This is a genomic window from Spirochaetales bacterium (assembly GCA_016930085.1).
Lineage (GTDB): Bacteria > Spirochaetota > Spirochaetia > SZUA-6 > JAFGRV01 > JAFGHO01.
In genome coordinates this window covers 70,782-89,847 of sequence record JAFGHO010000064.1, presented here as the reverse complement: position 1 = coordinate 89,847, position 19,066 = coordinate 70,782, and the positions used below count along the sequence as shown (strand labels likewise).

The 19,066-nt window shown below is 49.0% G+C and carries 16 protein-coding genes; 5 read left to right on the top strand and 11 right to left on the bottom strand.

Going from position 1 to position 19,066, the window contains the following annotated elements; all coding sequences use genetic code 11:
- Positions 1-102 precede the first annotated feature (102 nt).
- From JW881_11345 to JW881_11330, 4 genes are read right to left on the bottom strand one after another with little or no spacing between them, the layout of a single operon-like run.
- Positions 103-1,518 carry a hypothetical protein gene (locus tag JW881_11345; GenBank protein MBN1698099.1) on the bottom strand — a complete coding sequence of 472 codons (1,416 nt, stop codon included), beginning with the start codon at positions 1,516-1,518 and terminating at the stop codon, positions 103-105.
- A gap of 18 nt (positions 1,519-1,536) precedes the next feature.
- Entirely contained in the window at positions 1,537-2,178 is a 642-nt protein-coding gene (locus tag JW881_11340) for a FecR domain-containing protein (protein MBN1698098.1), read from the bottom strand.
- 27 nt (positions 2,179-2,205) lie between these two features.
- Entirely contained in the window at positions 2,206-3,549 is a 1,344-nt protein-coding gene (locus tag JW881_11335) for a hypothetical protein (GenBank protein MBN1698097.1), read from the bottom strand.
- Positions 3,546-4,004 (bottom strand): hypothetical protein, encoded by a 459-nt coding sequence (locus JW881_11330; GenBank protein ID MBN1698096.1) that lies wholly within the window; start codon positions 4,002-4,004, stop codon positions 3,546-3,548. The genes JW881_11335 and JW881_11330 overlap by 4 nt, the downstream gene beginning before the upstream one ends.
- Positions 4,005-4,280: 276 nt before the next feature.
- Here JW881_11330 and JW881_11325 point away from each other — a divergent pair, with 276 nt between their 5' ends.
- Positions 4,281-7,007 carry a CHASE2 domain-containing protein gene (locus JW881_11325; GenBank protein MBN1698095.1) on the top strand — a complete coding sequence of 909 codons (2,727 nt, stop codon included), beginning with the start codon at positions 4,281-4,283 and terminating at the stop codon, positions 7,005-7,007.
- A 91-nt stretch (positions 7,008-7,098) separates the two neighbouring features.
- Here the strand turns inward: JW881_11325 and JW881_11320 are convergent, their stop codons facing one another.
- The 6 genes from JW881_11320 to JW881_11295 form a co-directional block, all read right to left on the bottom strand.
- Positions 7,099-8,217: a DUF362 domain-containing protein gene (locus JW881_11320; protein MBN1698094.1), complete on the bottom strand. Its 1,119-nt coding sequence runs from the start codon at positions 8,215-8,217 to the stop codon at positions 7,099-7,101.
- Positions 8,218-8,328: 111 nt separating this feature from the next.
- The gene (locus tag JW881_11315) at positions 8,329-8,847 is read right to left on the bottom strand and encodes a hypothetical protein (protein MBN1698093.1); all 519 of its coding nucleotides are present in this window, start codon (positions 8,845-8,847) and stop codon (positions 8,329-8,331) included.
- A 36-nt stretch (positions 8,848-8,883) separates the two neighbouring features.
- Positions 8,884-9,747 (bottom strand): hypothetical protein, encoded by an 864-nt coding sequence (locus tag JW881_11310; GenBank protein ID MBN1698092.1) that lies wholly within the window; start codon positions 9,745-9,747, stop codon positions 8,884-8,886.
- Positions 9,748-9,794: 47 nt separating this feature from the next.
- The gene (locus JW881_11305; GenBank protein ID MBN1698091.1) at positions 9,795-10,745 is read right to left on the bottom strand and encodes an endonuclease/exonuclease/phosphatase family protein; all 951 of its coding nucleotides are present in this window, start codon (positions 10,743-10,745) and stop codon (positions 9,795-9,797) included.
- 63 nt (positions 10,746-10,808) lie between these two features.
- On the bottom strand, positions 10,809-11,267 hold the full coding sequence (locus JW881_11300) for a GNAT family N-acetyltransferase (GenBank protein ID MBN1698090.1): 459 nt from the start codon (positions 11,265-11,267) through the stop codon (positions 10,809-10,811).
- Between the two features lie 49 nt (positions 11,268-11,316).
- Positions 11,317-12,126, bottom strand: a complete 810-nt coding sequence (locus JW881_11295; GenBank protein MBN1698089.1) for a hypothetical protein — start codon at positions 12,124-12,126, stop codon at positions 11,317-11,319.
- 166 nt (positions 12,127-12,292) lie between these two features.
- Here JW881_11295 and JW881_11290 point away from each other — a divergent pair, with 166 nt between their 5' ends.
- Positions 12,293-13,201, top strand: a complete 909-nt coding sequence (locus tag JW881_11290) for a hypothetical protein (GenBank protein MBN1698088.1) — start codon at positions 12,293-12,295, stop codon at positions 13,199-13,201.
- A gap of 111 nt (positions 13,202-13,312) precedes the next feature.
- Here the strand turns inward: JW881_11290 and JW881_11285 are convergent, their stop codons facing one another.
- Positions 13,313-14,548 carry a hypothetical protein gene (locus JW881_11285; protein ID MBN1698087.1) on the bottom strand — a complete coding sequence of 412 codons (1,236 nt, stop codon included), beginning with the start codon at positions 14,546-14,548 and terminating at the stop codon, positions 13,313-13,315.
- A gap of 422 nt (positions 14,549-14,970) precedes the next feature.
- On the opposite strand from JW881_11285, the gene JW881_11280 reads away from it, so the two are divergent.
- The 3 genes from JW881_11280 to JW881_11270 are packed head-to-tail and all read left to right on the top strand — an operon-like array spanning position 14,971 to position 18,659.
- A complete protein-coding gene (locus tag JW881_11280) occupies positions 14,971-17,490 on the top strand; it encodes a substrate-binding domain-containing protein (GenBank protein MBN1698086.1) in 2,520 nt (839 codons plus the stop codon).
- A 14-nt stretch (positions 17,491-17,504) separates the two neighbouring features.
- On the top strand, positions 17,505-17,951 hold the full coding sequence (locus JW881_11275) for a response regulator (protein ID MBN1698085.1): 447 nt from the start codon (positions 17,505-17,507) through the stop codon (positions 17,949-17,951).
- Positions 17,952-17,999: 48 nt separating this feature from the next.
- On the top strand, positions 18,000-18,659 hold the full coding sequence (locus tag JW881_11270; protein ID MBN1698084.1) for a response regulator: 660 nt from the start codon (positions 18,000-18,002) through the stop codon (positions 18,657-18,659).
- The last annotated feature ends 407 nt before the right edge of the window (positions 18,660-19,066 follow it).

Here is a 19,066-nt window from a genome sequence, read left to right as displayed (position 1 = left end):
AAATTCAGATGAAAAATAGTCCTTTATTATATAACTAATATCGGATGAGGAAGCTATGTTAACATGAATTGTCTTCAGAAAAAGAATAAGCCGTACTGTCTTTTAAAGCGGCAGCGCGACAAGCCCTTCCGTCCCCGATATGATGAGGGTATTCACTTCCCAATCCATGGAGGTGACGTCTCCGGGCAGGCCCGCGACAAAGGGGTAGGTCGCAACCAGGTTTCCGCCACTGTCCTGAATATAGAGGTACGTTTTCGATGCGTAAGCCGTATAAGTACCGTTTGATTCTGCCATATAAATACGGTTATGTTCGGTTCCGGGGACAAGTGCCGGGGTGCCGCCCGAAAACATAGTCGGTATATTGATACTCCAGAGCCCGTCCTCTGTTCCGGCATAAAGGGTATTGGCACCATTATAGCCGAGGGCATAGATATAGAGTTCCCTTTTCCCCTGTCTTACCTTGAAAAAACTGGCAACCCTTAACAGATTGACCTTTGCGGGTGCAACATAGGTATCGATTAATGACTGTGGAACTAAAAACGCCCCGAGGGCGGTCGCGAAGTAAACGGCGTCACCGGTAACGACGAAATCATGAACGATTTCCCCCTTGAAATACCGCCCGTAATTGACATTCACCCAGACATTCTGTGCAGGTATCGCCTGGTCCCAATCGACGCCGCCGAGCCCGCCGTTTCGCTGGAAAAAGAAACTGACATTGCTTCCGTCATAATATGCCAGAGACCGGAGGATGTTGATGGTTCCAAGATTCGACATCAGTGTATCATCAAATGAATCCACTCCGTTCCAGACAATCACATTCCTGTTCGTATTGATATAGAGACATGCGGGCGGGGCACCGCCCGTGTAACGGTAGCCTTCCGTCAGGGAATTGATCATATACCCTGAAAAACTCTGGGAATGCACGGTCATTGTCAGAGTATCCGGGTCGGGAACGGCATCAAATGTACCCCTGTAGACATTTGTCCGTGTTGCTGCATAGATAGGCGGTGTCAATGATTCAACGACCGCAGCCCCGCCAACGTAACGGCCGAGTATGCTCTGCGCCTTGATAAAGGGCGAGGGGAGAAGGTCGACACGAACGTAGTTGTCCTTGTCCGGGATCACGGTGAAATCGCCGGATTCGGCGTAATATCTGACATCGTAGGCAAGAAAATCACCGTTCGAGATATACTGCCCGATCCCCAGCCATAATTTGTACGGACCGCCTGCCGGGATATTCTCCACCGTCACCTTCCGCTGGTTCCCGGAAAGTTCGAATTCACGGTAATCCGACCTGCTGCCGAGTCGGAACATTTCCCGGTTGAAGAGGAGGTAGACCCGCGCGTAATCGCGGCCCGACTGAGGCCCCCTGGTTTCACCCGTATCGCCGGATGCGGGAACGGTGAGGGTGATGCTTCCGGTTCTTGTTTCCGCCTCCATTGTGCATGAAAAAAAGGAAACAACCGTCACGGTAATGATTCCCGCTATAAAAACTGCCTTTTTCACCTTACGTTTCATGATCTCCCTCCTCGCTGGCTATTCCCAGACCACGACGATATCGCCGGTTGCGGACGGCCCCCTGTTTGCCGGAAAAAGCTCTTCTCCGGTGACGGCCGAAACCCAGAAGGTGTTCCGCTTGTTTTCCCTGGTCGTTTCCGGAAGGTCAATGCCGATGGTAAAACTCCCCTCCCCCGCGGCGATCCTCCGTTTCTGATTCAGCCTGTTCAGAAAATCGCAATATCCGTCTTTTACGAACACGCTGTACATATCATAGGTGATGATCGTGCCCCTGACCGCGGCGGTCGATACGGGACTTTTCAGTTTGAAATCCTGCTTTGTTCCTTCCGTTTTCTTTACCTCGGCCGTTACCTTACCGAAGTCGAGAAAGATATCCGTCTGTATCGTATCTTCCCGTCTTAAAAGCTCTTCGAGTTTCATCCGCGTCAGCGGTTTTACCGTCACAAAGGAGGTTCCCAGGTCGATCACCGCTTCCGATTTGAATCCGGTCGCGATCATGGTTCCCTTTGAAAGCGTCATATTCTCCTTTGCCGGCTGCCATGTTTGGGCGGGAAGTTTCACCTCCACTTTTCCCCTCACATTCTTCACGATGATCGTTTCCTGTGAAAAAACAGGCACAAGAAACAGGAATAAAAAAAAGCTGATAAAAAAACGCCGCATAGTCGGATACCTCCTCGTAGATACTACCTAAAAACTGAAAGAGAGTTCGAATTGAATACAATACTCGAAATCCCTTTCAGCGCTGTCGAACGCTCCTCCGGAACCGGTAAACGGGATAAAGAATCCATTTCCCAAACTCATGCCCAGATCCGAAAAGGGCCTGAAGTTGATGATGAAATCGATTTCCGTTCCCAGATAGACCGCATCCGAATCCGGCACAAGCCCCCTGGTTTCGGAAATAACTCCCGTCGTGGGCCTGAAAAATGCCGTTGCACTCAGAAGCGCCAGAACCTCATCCAGCATCCCGTAGCCCGCGAGGGCAAGCGGTTTTATCTGGTAACTCGCCGTCATATAGAAAAGATTGCTCAACGCGGGATCGAAGACGATGAATGATTCGCGGTTCGAAATAGGGGTAAAGAGAAAGGAAGGTCCTTCGATATTTCCCTCGACACAGGACACCGCATCCTCATCGCCGCTCGCAAAGACCGCCTCGAGCCCTATCCGTGAAAACGAGAGGGATTCGGCATAGTAACTTATCTCGAAGCCGGCAAGAAAGGCGAGGACTGGTTCATACCCGTATGATTTTCCCGTGTATGATTCATCGTCATCTTCATAGGTGAGGCTGCGTCCCGTTTCGACATAGGCAAAAGCGGAATAATAAAGAGACGGGGCCATCCTTCCCGAAAGCCCGGTACCCGCGTACACCGAATCGTAGAAGCCGCCCGCGAGCTGCGGTTCTTCCGTTCCCTCTTCCACGATCTGATCGCCGGACCTGAGATCTTTCTGAAAAAGAAGAGAAGCCCAGAGATCGGTTCCGGGGGCGACATCGGGAAACCTGCAATCGATCGTGCCGAGCATTCTTCCCGGGGCGAACCAGACATCGGGATCGCTTCTGTCCGCGGAATCTCCTATTGAGAGTGTTATTGTGGTATTGTGTTTGAACAGGAGGCCGGTATACCCGAATCCCACGGAAAGGATAGCGGCCGGATATGAAAAACCAAGCCGGAAACCGTCCGCATTATGATCCAGCACGAGACCGGTGGGGTCGGTAAAGGCAAAGCGGCCCAGATCCAGGGAGAGCATGGAGAGGTCACCTCCGTCAAGAAGCCATTTATACTGGAGGAGAAGGAGGTCGAGATCGCCCGAGACGGGCATATCGAGTGCATAGGTGTAATTGCCGTTCACGGAAAAACTCCCGTTTTCTCCCAGCCCCTGATTCAGCCAGAGGGCGATGCGGTCGATTTGATAAAAACCGGTCGCTTCATCGATGGAATAGGATGTCGCGTTATCGATATAACCGCCGAAATCGATCGAAAAGAGGTTCACTGCGGCACAGCTTATCACCGCAAAAAGAAATAAAACCTTCTTCATGATGCACTCTCCTTCCGGTCGATCACCCGTGAAATCAGATCGATGAGTTCCCTGCCGCTGACGGTGCGTGAAGGATCCGGACGGTCCGTAATTATCTTCAGGTAGACGAGTTCACGGACCGCGTAGCGCGGTCCCGGGAATATCGAGTACATCACCCCCCCCTTGAGATCGAAGGTCTTCATGAGAAGATACGCCGCTTCACCCAGGGTCAAAGGCGTATCGGCTGATTCAATAGTGAGTTTCCATTCCTTTTCCCGCAAAACCCCGAGGGCTTCCTCTATCGTGGCGTCTTCGGACACTATCCCGCCCGCAGAAAGAATTGCATACACGGCAGTGCCGGATTGAACCGTCTTTTCCTCGAGCAGGATATCGATTCTTTCCCCGATCTGACAGAAGAGAGGCCACTGGACAATGAAAAGAAAAAGGAGAGAATAGAGATAGTTACTTTTTCTCATGACGTACTCCTCGATTATTTGTCGCATGACATGGTAAAAGTATAGCACACTCGGAAACGGAACTCAATCCAAAAACGTGAAAAGAATACGTCATTACCGGACCGATAACCGGCCGGATGTATACACTGTTATAAAAAACCAGTCCCAACAGCGCGGGATAAATGATTGTACATAAAACCCGCACCGCCTGTGTGATAAAAAAATACTTTTATTTCTCCGGGTTTTCGCTTAGGGTTAAAGATGGACAGGAACCATGCTGTTCAAGGAGGGACTCCCATGGAAAATAAAAGCGAATCAATACGGCTCAAGATGTTTCTTATTCCGGCTATCGTGGCGGTCTTTTTTACCCTCTTCAATTTCCTGACATTTTACCGCCTTATCGATTTACGCCTGTATGACGCCCTCCTCCATGTAAAACCGCCGGTTACCGAAAATCACGATATCCTTTTTCTCGAAATCGACGATGAGGCGATCGCGAAACTCCAGCTTTTCCCCTGGCCCCGGAATTATATGGCGGAAGGCCTGCTTCTCATGAAAGAGTTCGATGCCGCCTATGCGGTCTTCGATATCGAGTACACGGAAGAAAGCCCGAAGGGCGTGAACAGTTCGTTCCTCGACAAGGATATTCCACAATATTTTTCAGAGGAGTTCCGCACGATCGACACGAATATCAGAGACCTTTTCGCGGCGATTAAAGACAGACAGATATCCCTCAAGGATGCGGAAGTATATATCGATGAGCTGGCCGGCCTCACAAGCCAATCGAAAGAGACGCTTCTGGAAAAAGTGCAGGAAATCGCCATCGACAACGATCGCTTCCTCGGACAAAGCGCGCGCTTTTTCGGCAAAGCCTTTTTCACCGTCAATATGCTTCCTGAAAGCGAAGGGACGACTTCACCGGAACTTGAGGCATTGAAGTCGTACGTTCTCGATGACGTTTCCCATAAAAATTGTACGGTCACATCCGGCCTCATGTACAGGGCGGTCGATATACGGCCGGCGATCGGCGTCATCCTCGAAAACTCATCGGGGGCCGGATACCCGAATGTCGTCTATGACGGCGACGGGGTATGGCGGAGAATCGATCTGATTCGTGAATACAAAGGAGAGTACTTTGCCCAGCTTTCCTTTCGACCCCTTCTCGATTATCTCGGTAATCCCGATATCCTTTTCAACGGTGAAAGCATCGTTCTTCATAATGCCGTCCTTCCGGGAAAAGGGACGCGTGAAATCTCCATCCCCTTAACCGATAACGGCATGATGCTCATCAACTGGCCCCCGAAAAAATTCGAAGAGAGTTTCAGACACTTCTCCTTCTATCCCCTTGTCCGTCACGGCATGGAAGAGGACCTTCTCCTTCAGAACCTGCGGGAAATGAAGCGGGTCGGCTATCTCCCGGCATCAGGCAATGATGATGATTTCATCGACGCCTACGACTATGCCGAATCCCTCAAGGGAGAGGTGTTCGAAGGCGGCGACCGTGCCCTCATTGCCGAATACGTGCAGTGGCGAAAATACTTTTACCGGAAGGCCAGTGAGATCCTCTCCGGCGGGCAAAAAGAATATCTTCTCAAACAGATCGACGAAATCCTTGATTCACCGAACGTATCGGAGGACATTAAGGGGCGGTATGCCGCGATCAGACCGGGTGTCATCGAGATTTTCGACGCGACGCAAAAGATTTACGCTACCATTTCCGGTATTCGGACCGAACTCGAAAAGGAGCTTCCGGGTTCGATCTGTTTTATCGGGTGGACCGGAACGTCGACCACCGATATCGGCGTGTCGCCGTTCGAGGAAGAATACATGAATGTCGGGATGCACGCCTCCATCATGAACACGATTCTCTCCGGGACGTTTCTGGATATCTTTCCATGGTGGATTTCGGCGATTATCGGTTTTATTTTGGCAATACTGATCAGTATTATCATCCGCAACCTGAATCCGCTCTTTTCGATAATCGTGGGAGTCGGGTGCGTCGCGGGAATCATCCTCCTCATCACCGCCCTCTTCATCGCGACCGGTATCTACCTTCCCATGTTCACCCCCGTGATGATCTGCTTCTTTACGTTTCTCATCAAGACATTCATCAACTTCCTCAATACGGAAAAGGAAAAGCGCTTCATCAAGTCCGCTTTCGGCCACTACCTATCACCCGTGGTCATCAATGAACTGATTTCCTCGCCGGAGAAACTGACGCTGACCGGGGAAGAAAAGAACCTCACGGCCCTGTTCACCGACATCAGGGGTTTTTCCACGATCAGCGAGGTGTTGACCCCCACTGATCTGGTCAAGCTTCTCAATTCATACCTGACGGAAATGAGCAACATCATCCTCAACCAGAAGGGCACTATCGACAAGTACGAAGGCGACGCCATCATCTCCTTTTTCGGTGCGCCCGTGGATTTTAACGATCACGCGAACAGGGCGTGCATGGCGGCGGCCAGGATGAAGCGGATGGAAGTATTACTCAACGAGCACCTGCTTCGGGAAAACCTGAGTCCGTCCCCCCTGTACACGAGAATCGGGATCAACACGGGGAGAATGACGGTCGGAAACATGGGGACCGAACAGAAAATGGATTACACGATCATGGGGAACGCGGTCAACCTCGCCGCGCGCCTCGAAGGCGTCAATAAACAATACAACACCAAAATCCTCATCAGCGAGTACACCTTCAATGAAGGCTCACAGGGAATCGTCACCAGAAAACTGGACAGGGTAAGGGTGGTGGGGATTAAAACACCGGTACGGCTGTATGAGGTTATCGACGAGGAGGAGTTTGTCGGCGAACAGGTAAAAGAGGGACTTCGTATATTCAATGAGGCGCTTTCATGCTTCGAGGACAAGGCATGGCCGATGGCGCAGAAGCTTTTCGAAGATGCAAGAAAGGCAATCCCGGGCGACGGACCGGCCGATATCTATATAAAACGATGCCGGGAGTTTCAGAAGAAACCCCCGGCAGACACCTGGGACGGTGTGTTCAACCTTGTCAAGAAATAACGGCGGCCCACGTGATATTTACGGTACTGCCGCGGGCCGCCGGTATGGGTTCGGGCCGCCGGTATGGGTGCGGGCCGCCGGTTTTTCCGTGCTACACGCTATCGAGGTATTCCCCGAGTCTGAAAGGGTACGGCGGGCAGCCCCTGATACGGCCCATATCCCCATCTCCCCGGCAAAGACTCTTCACCGCGCAATTTCCGAATGCCACGGCCTTCTTTGTCTTTACATCGGCGCTGCCATGACGGTTCCCCAAAAACACGGTTATTTCTTTTCGCGGTGCGGTTGTGAGGAGTTTGCAGGAAACGAGAAAGGCGTTCATGCAGGCGCTGCATGCGTTTGTCCCGCAAACGGTGAATTGCAGCGGCACGATGGCTTCCACATTCACCTTTTTAAACGGATACGCCACTTCTTCGACCCGGCGGCCGCGGACGTCGATCGATTGCATATCGTGCGCCGTTATATGATTCGACGTGCAATACTCGGCAAGATGCCGCACTTCATCGATGCCGTACCCCATCACACCGCACCCGATACAATCGATCTCCCAGCTGTTCCGGCCTGCCAGGATCACATTGAGATCGACGATATCCCCGCCGTGCGGGCCCATACCCTCCATGCAGGAAGTCGCATCGACAATGGTCAGGTTCGGTTTGACGGTATTGTTGAGATCCGCGATCGCCGCGTGAAGCCCTGCCTCATGGAAGCGTCTTTTCTCCCCGCAGACCAAAATCCCCTTCAGGTTTTTCAGGGCAAGGGAGATCCCCGTCGCGTAGTGTACCTTCATGACGGGGAGGTTGATCAGTTTATCGGCGGCGAAAATCTCCTCGGCGACGTCGATCGTATCGAGGGCGAGGGGTTGTTCGACGGTCAGCGTCTTCGCCCGGGACCGGTTCAGATTGACTAAAGGAATGCCGCAGGTTTCGGCGAGCCGGGTATACCCGGTCGCCTTGAAATATGCGTCCGTTATTCCCGCGTTTCCGAACGACGATTCTGCAATGGATATGCGCCTTATTCCGTAATCGAGGAGTATCCGGATCAAAGCTTCGACGAGGGCAGGTCTCGTGACGAGATCGGAACCGTTGATATTCGGTTTCAGAATGACGCTGTCGTTCCGGCAGATATAATTGCCGAGTCCGCCGACGAGACCCAGCGCTTCTTCGAGGCTTTCCCTGATGTCATTTCCCGTCCCGACAATCCCGACGATTCCCATACCGGTTGCCTTTCATCTTTCAGGTAATGATACGTCCGGTAGCGGATACATATCGTAACCGTGACGAATTTGGAAAATAACCGCGCTTTCGGCCATACACCCGCCGGCAGGTTACCGTGCCTCTCCGCATACCTGGAAATAGACGGTAAAACCGTATTCCCTTGCCGCAACACGACTCATATAGTCGAACGCCTTTTCCGGGATCCCCGTCATTCCTCCCGTTTCATAACCGACATAGTTGAAGGGGTTTCCGGGCGCCGGTTTCCCGCATCCGCACCACGGGAATACGCCGAAGGGAATGCGGACGGGATCATCGAGCGGCTTGCCGTCTATGGAATCCACTTCGAGAAGGAGTTCCTCCGTTTCGTTCGCCGCACGCCATATCGTATTCTCGATAACGGTCCCTTTGACCGTCACTATCTCTCCGAGCGGCCTGCCCAGCATTCCGGTTATTTGAACCGCCGTGCCCGCCTTCGTATAATGCATCGCTGCCTCCCCCTGCCTGCACGATAGAATCGGGACAAGACATATAATCACGCAGCAGGCCATTGTTTTTGTCATCGACATGGCTTTCCCCTTCACCCCCCCCATTTTGATTCTTCCTTTCACGACAAAATGCCGTGAACCCATTTTCTCCATATAGCCATCGGGTTTTGATCCCGCCCCTCATTCCTCCCCTGTTGTCACATCACATCCCTGGGGTCCGAGGTACGGGGCTTCATATCGCTCACCCAGGACAAAATTGATACAGGTATCTTTATACCTCGTTCCTTCATATACTTCAAGGATCGTTATCGCCAGGGAGGTTGTGACGCGCGGCAGTCTGATCATCCGGATATCCGGCGTATCCTCGATATCGAATGCCTTCCGTTCATGTGTTTCGAGATCCTCAATCGAGATCTTTTTCACCCGTGAATTGGCCGCGTAAAGGTCCGGTTTGAGCCCGGAAACGTAACCGTTTGAAAAACAGAGCCGGTAGACAGGTTTTTCGAAAATGACGGTTAATTTTTCTCCGGTACCATACCTGTTTCCCGCATTTACCCATGGTTGTTCAAGAAATCCGTATATACCGCAATTTTCAGGGATATAGCTGACATGACGCCCGCCGACCGCCTCTTCCAGAAATGAGGTTGCCGAATAATCGGCCCCGACCATATCAAAGGTTTCTTCGGGAGTTTCAGGATCCGCCCCTTCAAAAAAAAGCCGTCCGTCCTTTTCGTAGAGGAGAATATAGCCGTGATTCCGGAGAACGACAAATCCGTCTTTCATGTGTTCGCCGTAAAGGAGAAAGGGAATGCTGTCCTCCGTGACAATCCTGCAGGGATATCTCCTTGTTCCCGTCAATTCATACGTGGAGCGATTGTAATCCGGAATAACGATATAATCCTCCCCGAGAATCAGCCTGACATCATATTCGCAATACCCTTTTTCACTATTGAAAAGACAATACTCCTCCGCTTCGGGGGCCTGCCCGGAGATTGTCGTGTACGCGGATATCAGTAATAAGAGTACGGTAATCATCTTCTGCATATGATATTCATCATTATAATCGTTTTATATCCCGATTTCAAAGGGATTTACCGCTTGAATTCAGCCCAGATCGGCCTGTGGTCCGAAACGTAATACCGGATATACTGGAAAAATCTTTTTTGCTGTTCCCTGTCGCTTTTATCCCACAAATCGTCGAACACGGCATTGTCGAAATCGAAGACACCCATGTTGCCCGTAAAATCGCGGTTCGTATTTCCCGAAAAAAAGGCGATCTCGTCATAATCATTCTCTCCCGACAGGTTTGTTCCCACGAGGTTCGTATTGTGTTTCGGAAGGTGCAAGCCGTTTTTTTTCAGTATTTTATATATTTCGTCGTCATCGGTTATATATGGAAGATTGAAATCGCCGATGAGAATGATATCGTCGTTCGGCGGATAATCCTTGTTTTTTCTCTTTTTCGCCCACTCACTCAACGCTTTGGTCTCGAGTTGCCGCAGCCCGAACGACGACCAGTACAAATGTACATTGACGAGATTAAACTCGAAATCCCCCGCCAGCAACCCGATCATGTACGGGCTGCGGTTGAACCCGGTAAACGTTTCCTCGATATCCTCGATGACGACCTTTCTCTCCTCATGAACACGCATATCGAGTTCGCCATTGAGCCCGGTGAGACCGAGACGGCCGCGATCGAGCAGATATGCCAGCCGTTCGTTGTTTCCCCCCGGATCGGTAAATATCGCTTCCCAGGTATCACCCAGTGCCGCCCGCAGCTTTTCGAGGTCTTCCAGGTTTTCGGCGACTTCCTGAACCGCGACGACGTCAAACGAACGCAGGATCTCCGCCATGATGACAAGGTGCTCGTCCTTTCTTTTTTGAACCCCGAAGTTGGTGAGGTTCCATGAAGCGATGATAATATTGCGATCCGTCTTTTGCGGTATCTTTCTGTCGTCTTTTTCTTTCCATTTGCGGATTTTATCGAGTTCGTAATCAAGCCTTACCGTGTAGGCGAATTTAGGTTTTTCATGGGCATGCATAATGATACACCTCCGATCCGGTTTTTTGAGGCATCAAAAAACGATATGGTTTCGCCGACGCCTCTATTTATTCAACTCCATGCCGCAGACGATGCTTTCATCGATCAGGCCGTGTTTCCTGTAAAAAACGATCGCCCGTTTGTTGTCGAACGATGTCGAAACCTCGACTTCATTCAGGCCCCTGTCGCGGGCGATTCCGATGACAGTCTGCAGCAGTTTTTCACCGATCCCTTTCCCTCTGCTTTCGCGATCGATAACCAGTTCATTGATCAATAATGTACCCGATTTATGAAAGAAGGTTTTATATACGACTGCCGAAATAAATCCCATAATTGCATTATCGACTTCCGCGATATAATTGACGTATATATCATTTTTTTCTTCCATTTCCGCGAACGTCCGCTTTATCGTATCGAACGAAATATCATGGTGTGAATCGAATATCGAATCAAGTTGTTCCATCAACCGGTGGACACCCTCAATATCGCCTGCACACATTTCCCTGATAAAAACCTTATCCATACTGCCTCCCCTTCCCGGCCGAACCGCCGGTTCATGCCACCGCCATATGTCAATATCCTTTTTCTTTCAAATCCTTTACAATCTCCCTGTAAAGCGACGGAATGTCAATACCACCCGTCTTTATTCGTTTAAAATCGATAATATCGAGATGGGAGATGCCCTTCCTTTTTTTCCCTGTAAAGGTCCCTTTATATTCGCCCCATCGGCTCGAGGTGACCGAGACAAGTCCGTCATTGACGCCTTCTTTTTCATAGAGGATATTGTAGGAGAAATAAAAAAGCGGATCATTCAAACCCTTTTTCAGATCCGAACCGTAGCTTGCATAATAGACATCCTTGCTGTCCGGCACCGCTTCATTGAAGCCCTTCATATGAGCCGTCGTCAACTGCCTGACGACTTTACCGCCTTCAGGATCTTTGTCACCGATAATCCGGCCGTAAAGATCGAGGAGCTTACCGTATATTTTCTTGTCGTTCAGCAATTTATTGACAATGACATCGGCGATATACGATCCCCTGTGGGGTGTGGAAATCGTCGTCAAACTGGCGACCTGCCTCCTCGTATCCAGGACGGTAATCATGAACCGTGAATCGATACCTCCCTTTGAATGGGCGATGATATTGACCCTGTCGCATTTTGTTTTCCCGACGATATCCCCGATCCGCCCGCACAACAATTCCGCGTTTTTTTCATATGAACCCCAGCTTTCACTGTTGCCGAAAAAAACTTCCGCCCCCGACCGTCTCAATAAACCAGGTATCCGTCCCCAGTATTTCAGAAGCGGCAGGTCGTCACGGTATGCAATGCCGTGAACCATAAGAATCGGATAGCGGGTTTTACAGACAGTCCCGTCGTTCATAGACAACTCCGCTCATTATTATAAATCCAAAATACAGGAAAAGACAAGCGACGGGATACGGGAAAACGCTGATTTCTCCAATGACACGAATGAAAAGAATCTGTACAATCATAATACCGAATGCGCGAAAAAAGTATGGTTTAACAAAGACGGGGGAAACACGAGATTGAATACGCCTTACAATGTTTTTCTTTACGGCATGATCGGGCGAAGCACCCTTTATATGATCGACGAACGATTCCGGTTCCCGAAGCCGGACGGGTACGCGGAAATCAGCGGCAAATACGGCATGCTCGGCGGCGAGGCCGCGAATTCGGCAATCGTTCTTTCAGGACTCGGCGTAAAAACGAAAATCGACGGGAACTGGGTCGGCTCCGCATACCGGTCCGACATCATCGGCATGCTTTCACATTACGGGATCGATTGCACGCGTATAAGCGTCAAAGACGGTTACGACGGTGTCGAAGAGATTGTTTTTTCTGACGGGGCAACGCGAACCGTTTTCGGATCGTATATCAGGCTGCTTTTTACCGAAAAACAGTGGAATACACCCCTACGGTCCGACATCGAGAAAGCGGATGCGGTCACAATCGATCCCTTTTTCGGCGATGAATCGGAGACCGCTTCCCGACTATGCATGGAAAGCGATAAACGATATGTCACCATCGATTGCCGCCATGACAGCCCGGTCGCCTCCAACGCCGCCGTCACTATTCTTTCACGGGAGTTTCTTGAAAGGGAGTACCGGAAGACCGGCCCGCGGGAAGTGCTAAAACATTATATTCGGGAATGCACGGGACTGGTTATTGTCACTTCGGGAAACGACGACATCCTCTACTGCCGGACCGGCACCGGCATCAAGAACGTAAAACCGTATGACATCACCCCACATGACACATGCGGGGCGGGTGATGCCTTCAGGGCCGGAATTGTCTTCGGACTTCTTGAGAACATGCCGGACCGTCACATGATCCGGTTCGCGGCAGCGGTTGCCGCCGTGATCTGCACATCGTTTCCCGGCGTCATGCACCCGCCTTCGTGTGACGATGTTCTCCGCTTTATGCGTATTCATTGATAAAAGACCGATTTATTCACAACCGGCCGGCATTCGATTCAAAGACCCGAAAAAACCAAATCGAAACGGCTCCCGGGGGACGGACGCCTGTTTCCTGATTTCCCATCGGTATTAAAAAAGATAGATGGGATGTGAATCCGGATTCTTTCCGAAAAAGGTGACATCATCGATCTTTTTGACTTTATCACCCCGCAGCATTGCGTACACACTCCTTTCAATACCGATACCACCCCCCATTGTTTCGGGAAAATACTGTTTTCCTTCGTCGTTTTTCAACCATACGAAATAGAGAAAGGGACCATAGCCGCCCAACTCGTTCAGATTCTCTATTTCTCCGTCGCTGAAAACCGGCCTGGCCGTTAATACTTTATTATCGATGATTCTTTCGACAATCGGTTCATAAAGCCACTCCCTCAATGCGCCCGAAAGTATTTCTTTTGCCGCGGTCGCCTTGCCCGTTTCCGAGACGATGCTTTTCGCCAGGATATCATAATTGTAGACATCTGAAGAGGGAATATCGGCTATCTTTCTCTTGGTTCCATCGGAGGTGAGAAAAGGATAAACGAGATCATAGTTTTCCCTGTAAAGACCGGTAATCCAGAAGAATTGCGAGTCCGTTTCTTCCCCGGCTTTTTCCTCAAAAAGCCTTTTCCCGAATTTTTTTGTGCAATCATCCTTATGGAAGGTGGGAAAGGGAACACTCGGAACTTCAAGCACGACACCAAGTTTTTCCAGATCGTCACTGTTGTGTTTGTTCACTTCTTCCGTCATCGCGACGATCATTCGCTCGAAAAAGTTCTTTATCAGTTCCATGTCCTCCCTGAGTATTTCCTTTACCTTCTTCACATTATGATAATAATCTTCGAGGGTAATCCCGCGGTTCCGGCGTAATTCGACGTCGATTTGAGAAAAATCGATGAGGTACCTGCCCCGCTGAAAGTTATAGGGGCTTTCGAGTTCCAGCCGGATATTCGGTGAATCGACGTATATCCCTTTGATTTTCGGATTGCTGCAGGCCATGAATTTACTGTAAATCATGCTATGTGTGGTGACATACGTGTACCCCTTGTATTTTATTGACGGCGTATGTTCGATATCATGGGCAAGGGGATCGGTAATAATACTCAACATCACCTTCTCCAGATTCAGGAGACCTTCCCGTACCATAAACTGTGTTATCGCGTTGACCATTGTCGTGCGAACGGCCGTCGCGTGGTACAGCGTATCGGATACCCATTTCTCGCAGTAATTCTGTTTGATAAACTCCTCAAAACTCAATCCGCTTTCATGAAGCGCAGCCTGAAAATTATATAGACCGTCTCCGATTGATTTCATGTAATCTTCCATGATGTCTCTCCCTGTCTTTTTTATAGTGATGGCGTGTGTAGCGATCCTTTAAGCCACCCGGGCGATCATTAGGCTTCAGGATATACCATTGCGCGAGGATAGTCAATGATGATATCCGTTTCAGGTGGAAACGGCGACGGCGGTTTGCCGGAAAACGGCTCTATCACGCTTCATCGACGATGTTTGCCTCATCCGGCAACAACGCGTTATCGGATGACATCGGATAACTATGGAACGGCAAGAAAGATTTTTTCAAAATTATACATGGACTCTTGACTTTTTCATAACGAACTCCTATAGTATCATCGTTCAAACGCCATACTGGATAAATTTGTTTAAATATATTTTTAATATTAACAGATAAACCAAAACAATCTCCCTTCTGTTAATGAGTGCACTTAGATTCCCAAGGAGCTATCCGGTTGAAGAAAAAAAAGGTCCGTCCGACAATAGGGTTTCTCACCGACTGGTCAGAACAGGATTACCAGACAAATCTGCGGGAAGGTGTCATTGACGCCGCAGAAGCGTATGATGCAAACCTTTTTTGTTTTGTCGGCGGGGCGCTCCGCTCGACCAATGCCTACGAAGCCCAAAGAAACGTTCTCTATGATCTCATTAATGAAGACAATATCGACGGGATCATTGTCATGTCCGCTTCTATCGGCCATTTTATCAGTTATGAAGAAATAGTCGATTTTTGCCACAGCTTCAAGCATATACCGATTGTCAGTATCGCCCTTCCCATAGAGGGAATCCCATCGGTTCTGGTCAATCAGGAGATGGGGATGCGCCTGATACTCAACCATCTGATAGAAACGCATCATTATGAAAAAATAGCGTTCATTACCGGTCCGAAAATGAATCCGGAAGCGATACAGCGATATACCCTCTATAAGGAACAGCTTGAACAACACGGTATACCGTTCGATCCCGATCTCGTCGTTCACGGCGAGTTCATCATGCTTTCCGGGATCAACGCAATAAAAACACTCATCGATGAACGGAAGGTCGAGTTCGATGTCGTTTTTGCGGCAAATGATGTGATGGCCCTCGGGGCGCTTATCGAACTGCAAAACAGGAAAATTTATGTTCCGGGCAAGGTGGCGGTCGTCGGCTTTGACGATATCGAAGAAGGCCGATATTACTCACCCCCCCTTACGACCGTCACTCAACCGCTTTACGAGCAGGGACGAAGGGCGATGGAGATCCTTCTCGCGAAGATAGAGGGGGAAGAGGTTCCGGAGAAAATATTTCTCGATACGGAGATAAAAATCAGGGAATCATGCGGGTGCCTTCCCGAGCGCGTTCTCAATGCCGCCGTCGGAGAAATACATATTATCGAAAACAATTTTGAAGACGCTTTTATCGTCCACAAAGATGAAATTGCGACAAGAATCGAAGCCGTCGTCGACACCTTTCTCACAAATAAGGAAGAACATTTTGACACCGGATGGACATACCGGCTCCTCAATTCATTCTATTCTGAACTCATCAAGCAAAAAGAAGGAAAGTTCCTTAAAACACTCAACAGTATCATTTATCGTTCCATGGACGGTAATACCAATATCAGTGCATGGCAGCGGGTCATTTCCACCCTTCGCTGCCATACAGTCCCCTGCCTATCAAACAACAGGCTGCTTTCAAAAGCGGAAGATTTATGGCATCAAGCCAGGATCATGATAGGGGATATAACACAGAGGGTCGAAACCCTCCGCCGGCTCAATCTTGAGGTGGAAAACCTCAGCATGAGAAATCTATCCGAAGAACTCAATACTAAAATAGGTATCGAACAACTCCTTGAGGTCGTTTTCGATAACCTGCCGAAAATCGGGATTGAATCGGCGTTTATCATCCTCTATAATGACGCTATTATTCCGGGCGAATCATCCAGGCTTATCCTTGCGTATAACGAAAACGGCCTGATAACACTGGACGCCGGCGGCACAATTTACCCTTCCAGGATTTTCATCCCCGGAAACCATCTGCCGAAAAACAAACGATATATTTATATGGTAGAATCATTTTACTACGGACAACACCATATCGGGTACGGCCTTTTCGAGATGGGACCAAAGGACGGTGCGGTGTATGAACTGCTTCGCGTTAAATTAAGCAGTTCGCTCCGGGGGGGCCTTCTTCTCAAGCAGGTACAGGATCAGGCCCATTGCCTCGAAGAACAGGTAAAAGAACGAACGAGGGATTTGACGATTGCAAACGAAAAGCTGATCCAGGAGATAGGGGAACGGAAAAAGGCGGAATCCGCCCTCATACGGTCAAACGAAGATCTTCAATCGTTCGCTTATATTGCCTCGCATGACCTGCAGGAGCCGCTACGCATGATCGCGGGGTATGTCGGTTTACTTGAACGGCGGTACAAAGACAAACTCGATCAGAATGCGAACGAGTTTATCGAATTTGTGGTAGATGGCGCAAAAAGAATGCAGCACATGATCAATGACCTGTTGCTTTTCTCGCGTGTAAGCACAAAGGGAAAAAGCTTTGAAAACATTGCAGGAGATGCGATTATAAAGCAGGCTGTTTCCAATCTTCAGGCAATGATTGAGGAAAACAAGGCATCGGTGACGTGGGATCCCCTGCCCGTGATATATGTCGATTCATCGCAGCTAACGCAGGTTTTTCAGAACCTGCTCAGCAATGCGATTAAATTCCATGGTGACAATCCCCCGGAAATCCACATCGGATGTAAAAAAAATAAAACAAACTGGATTTTCTCAGTCCGGGATAACGGAATCGGGATAGAACCGGAATTCAAGGATAAAATTTTCATTATGTTCAAACGGCTCCATGGCCGCGGCGAATATCCCGGTTCGGGAATAGGACTCACTATCTGTCAACGGATAGTCGAACGTCATGGAGGACATATATGGGTGGAGTCTCAACCGAATCAGGGTTCCACCTTTTATTTTACAATACCACAATGAGGAGAAAAAACCGAATGTACCCAGAAAAAAGCGATACACCTATCGAAATCCTGCTCGTCGAAGATAATCCCGGAGACGTCCGCCTTACGCTTGAAGCACTCAAAGAGAGTAAGGTACTCAATAATATTTCAGTCGTCAAGGATGGGGTCGAGGCCATGTCTTTTCTCCGCCGGGAGGACAAATACGCCCATTCACCCTGTCCCGATATCGTCCTGCTGGATCTCAATCTGCCCAAAAAAACAGGCATAGAAGTGCTTACGGAGATCAAAAACGACAACAACCTCAAGCATATTCCCGTCGTCATCCTCACAACTTCGAAAGACGAAGAGGATATTTTGAAAACATACACCTATCACGCAAATGCATATGTCACAAAACCGGTGGATTTTGACAAATTTCTCAAAGTCGTGAGGGGTATAGAAGATTTCTGGCTCAATATAGTGAAACTACCTCATAAGTAGTATTTTTAATGTAAATAGTATATATTATACATATAGGTAACCCGTACGATGAATGATTTTGATGAATTGAACAAGGTATTACTCATAGAAGACAACAAGGGAGATGCGCGCCTTCTCGAAGAAATGCTAAAAGAAGTGGACAGCACCGCCTTTGAACTTGTCTGGGCGGATCGTATTTCAAGCGGGTTGACATACCTGAAAAGCGGTGAATTCGAACTCGTCCTCCTCGACCTCGGTCTTCCCGACAGTGACGGTTTCGAAACCTTTAAGAAAATCCATGATGCCGTTCCCGATCTTCCCATTATCGTCATGACGGGCCTTAATGATGAAACCTTCGCCCTGGATGCGGTACGAAAAGGCGCCCAGGATTACCTGGTAAAAGGCCAGGTCGATCCTAATACGCTTATCCGTGCCATGAGGTATGCAATAGAAAGAAAAAAACTCGAGATTGAACGGGAAAAACTCATCAAGCAGCTTCAGGAGGCCCTTGAAAAAATCAAAACCTTGAAGGGTCTCTTGCCTATTTGCAGTTTCTGCAAAAAAATAAGGGACGACAAGGGATACTGGAATCAGATAGAAGTATATGTGAGAGAACATTCCGATGCGGACTTCAGCCACAGCATCTGTCCCGAATGTGCAAAAAAGTATTATCCGAAACTCTATAAGGAACATGAGGCAAGAAAAAACAAGATAACACACGACGAATAATTCTTCGTTCCGGGTACAACGGACTGTTTTCAGTATATCCGATTCATTCCTTTTTATGAAAATAATCGACTCTGAATGGCCACAGTAGGCGGAAAATTCGGACCCCAAAGAATCCTTTAAAAAGGATTCCTCTCTATAATCCCGGAGAGATATCCTTTAAAATTATCATATTCGTATTAAATAAAAAATACCGGTTTCGGTAAATTTGACAATAAATACAAAGCATATCATAATTATGAGTAACGAGTATACGGCTTTCTGCCCCGGTTTATTCAGGGAGACATGTCATCAGGGAAAAGCGGCTTATTTTTATAAAATATTGTCGCGCTGAATGGAAAAACGGTTGTTTTAACATACCGGAAGAGGAAAAGCAAACTGCCTTGATGTTGCCGGAAAACTCAGCCGGT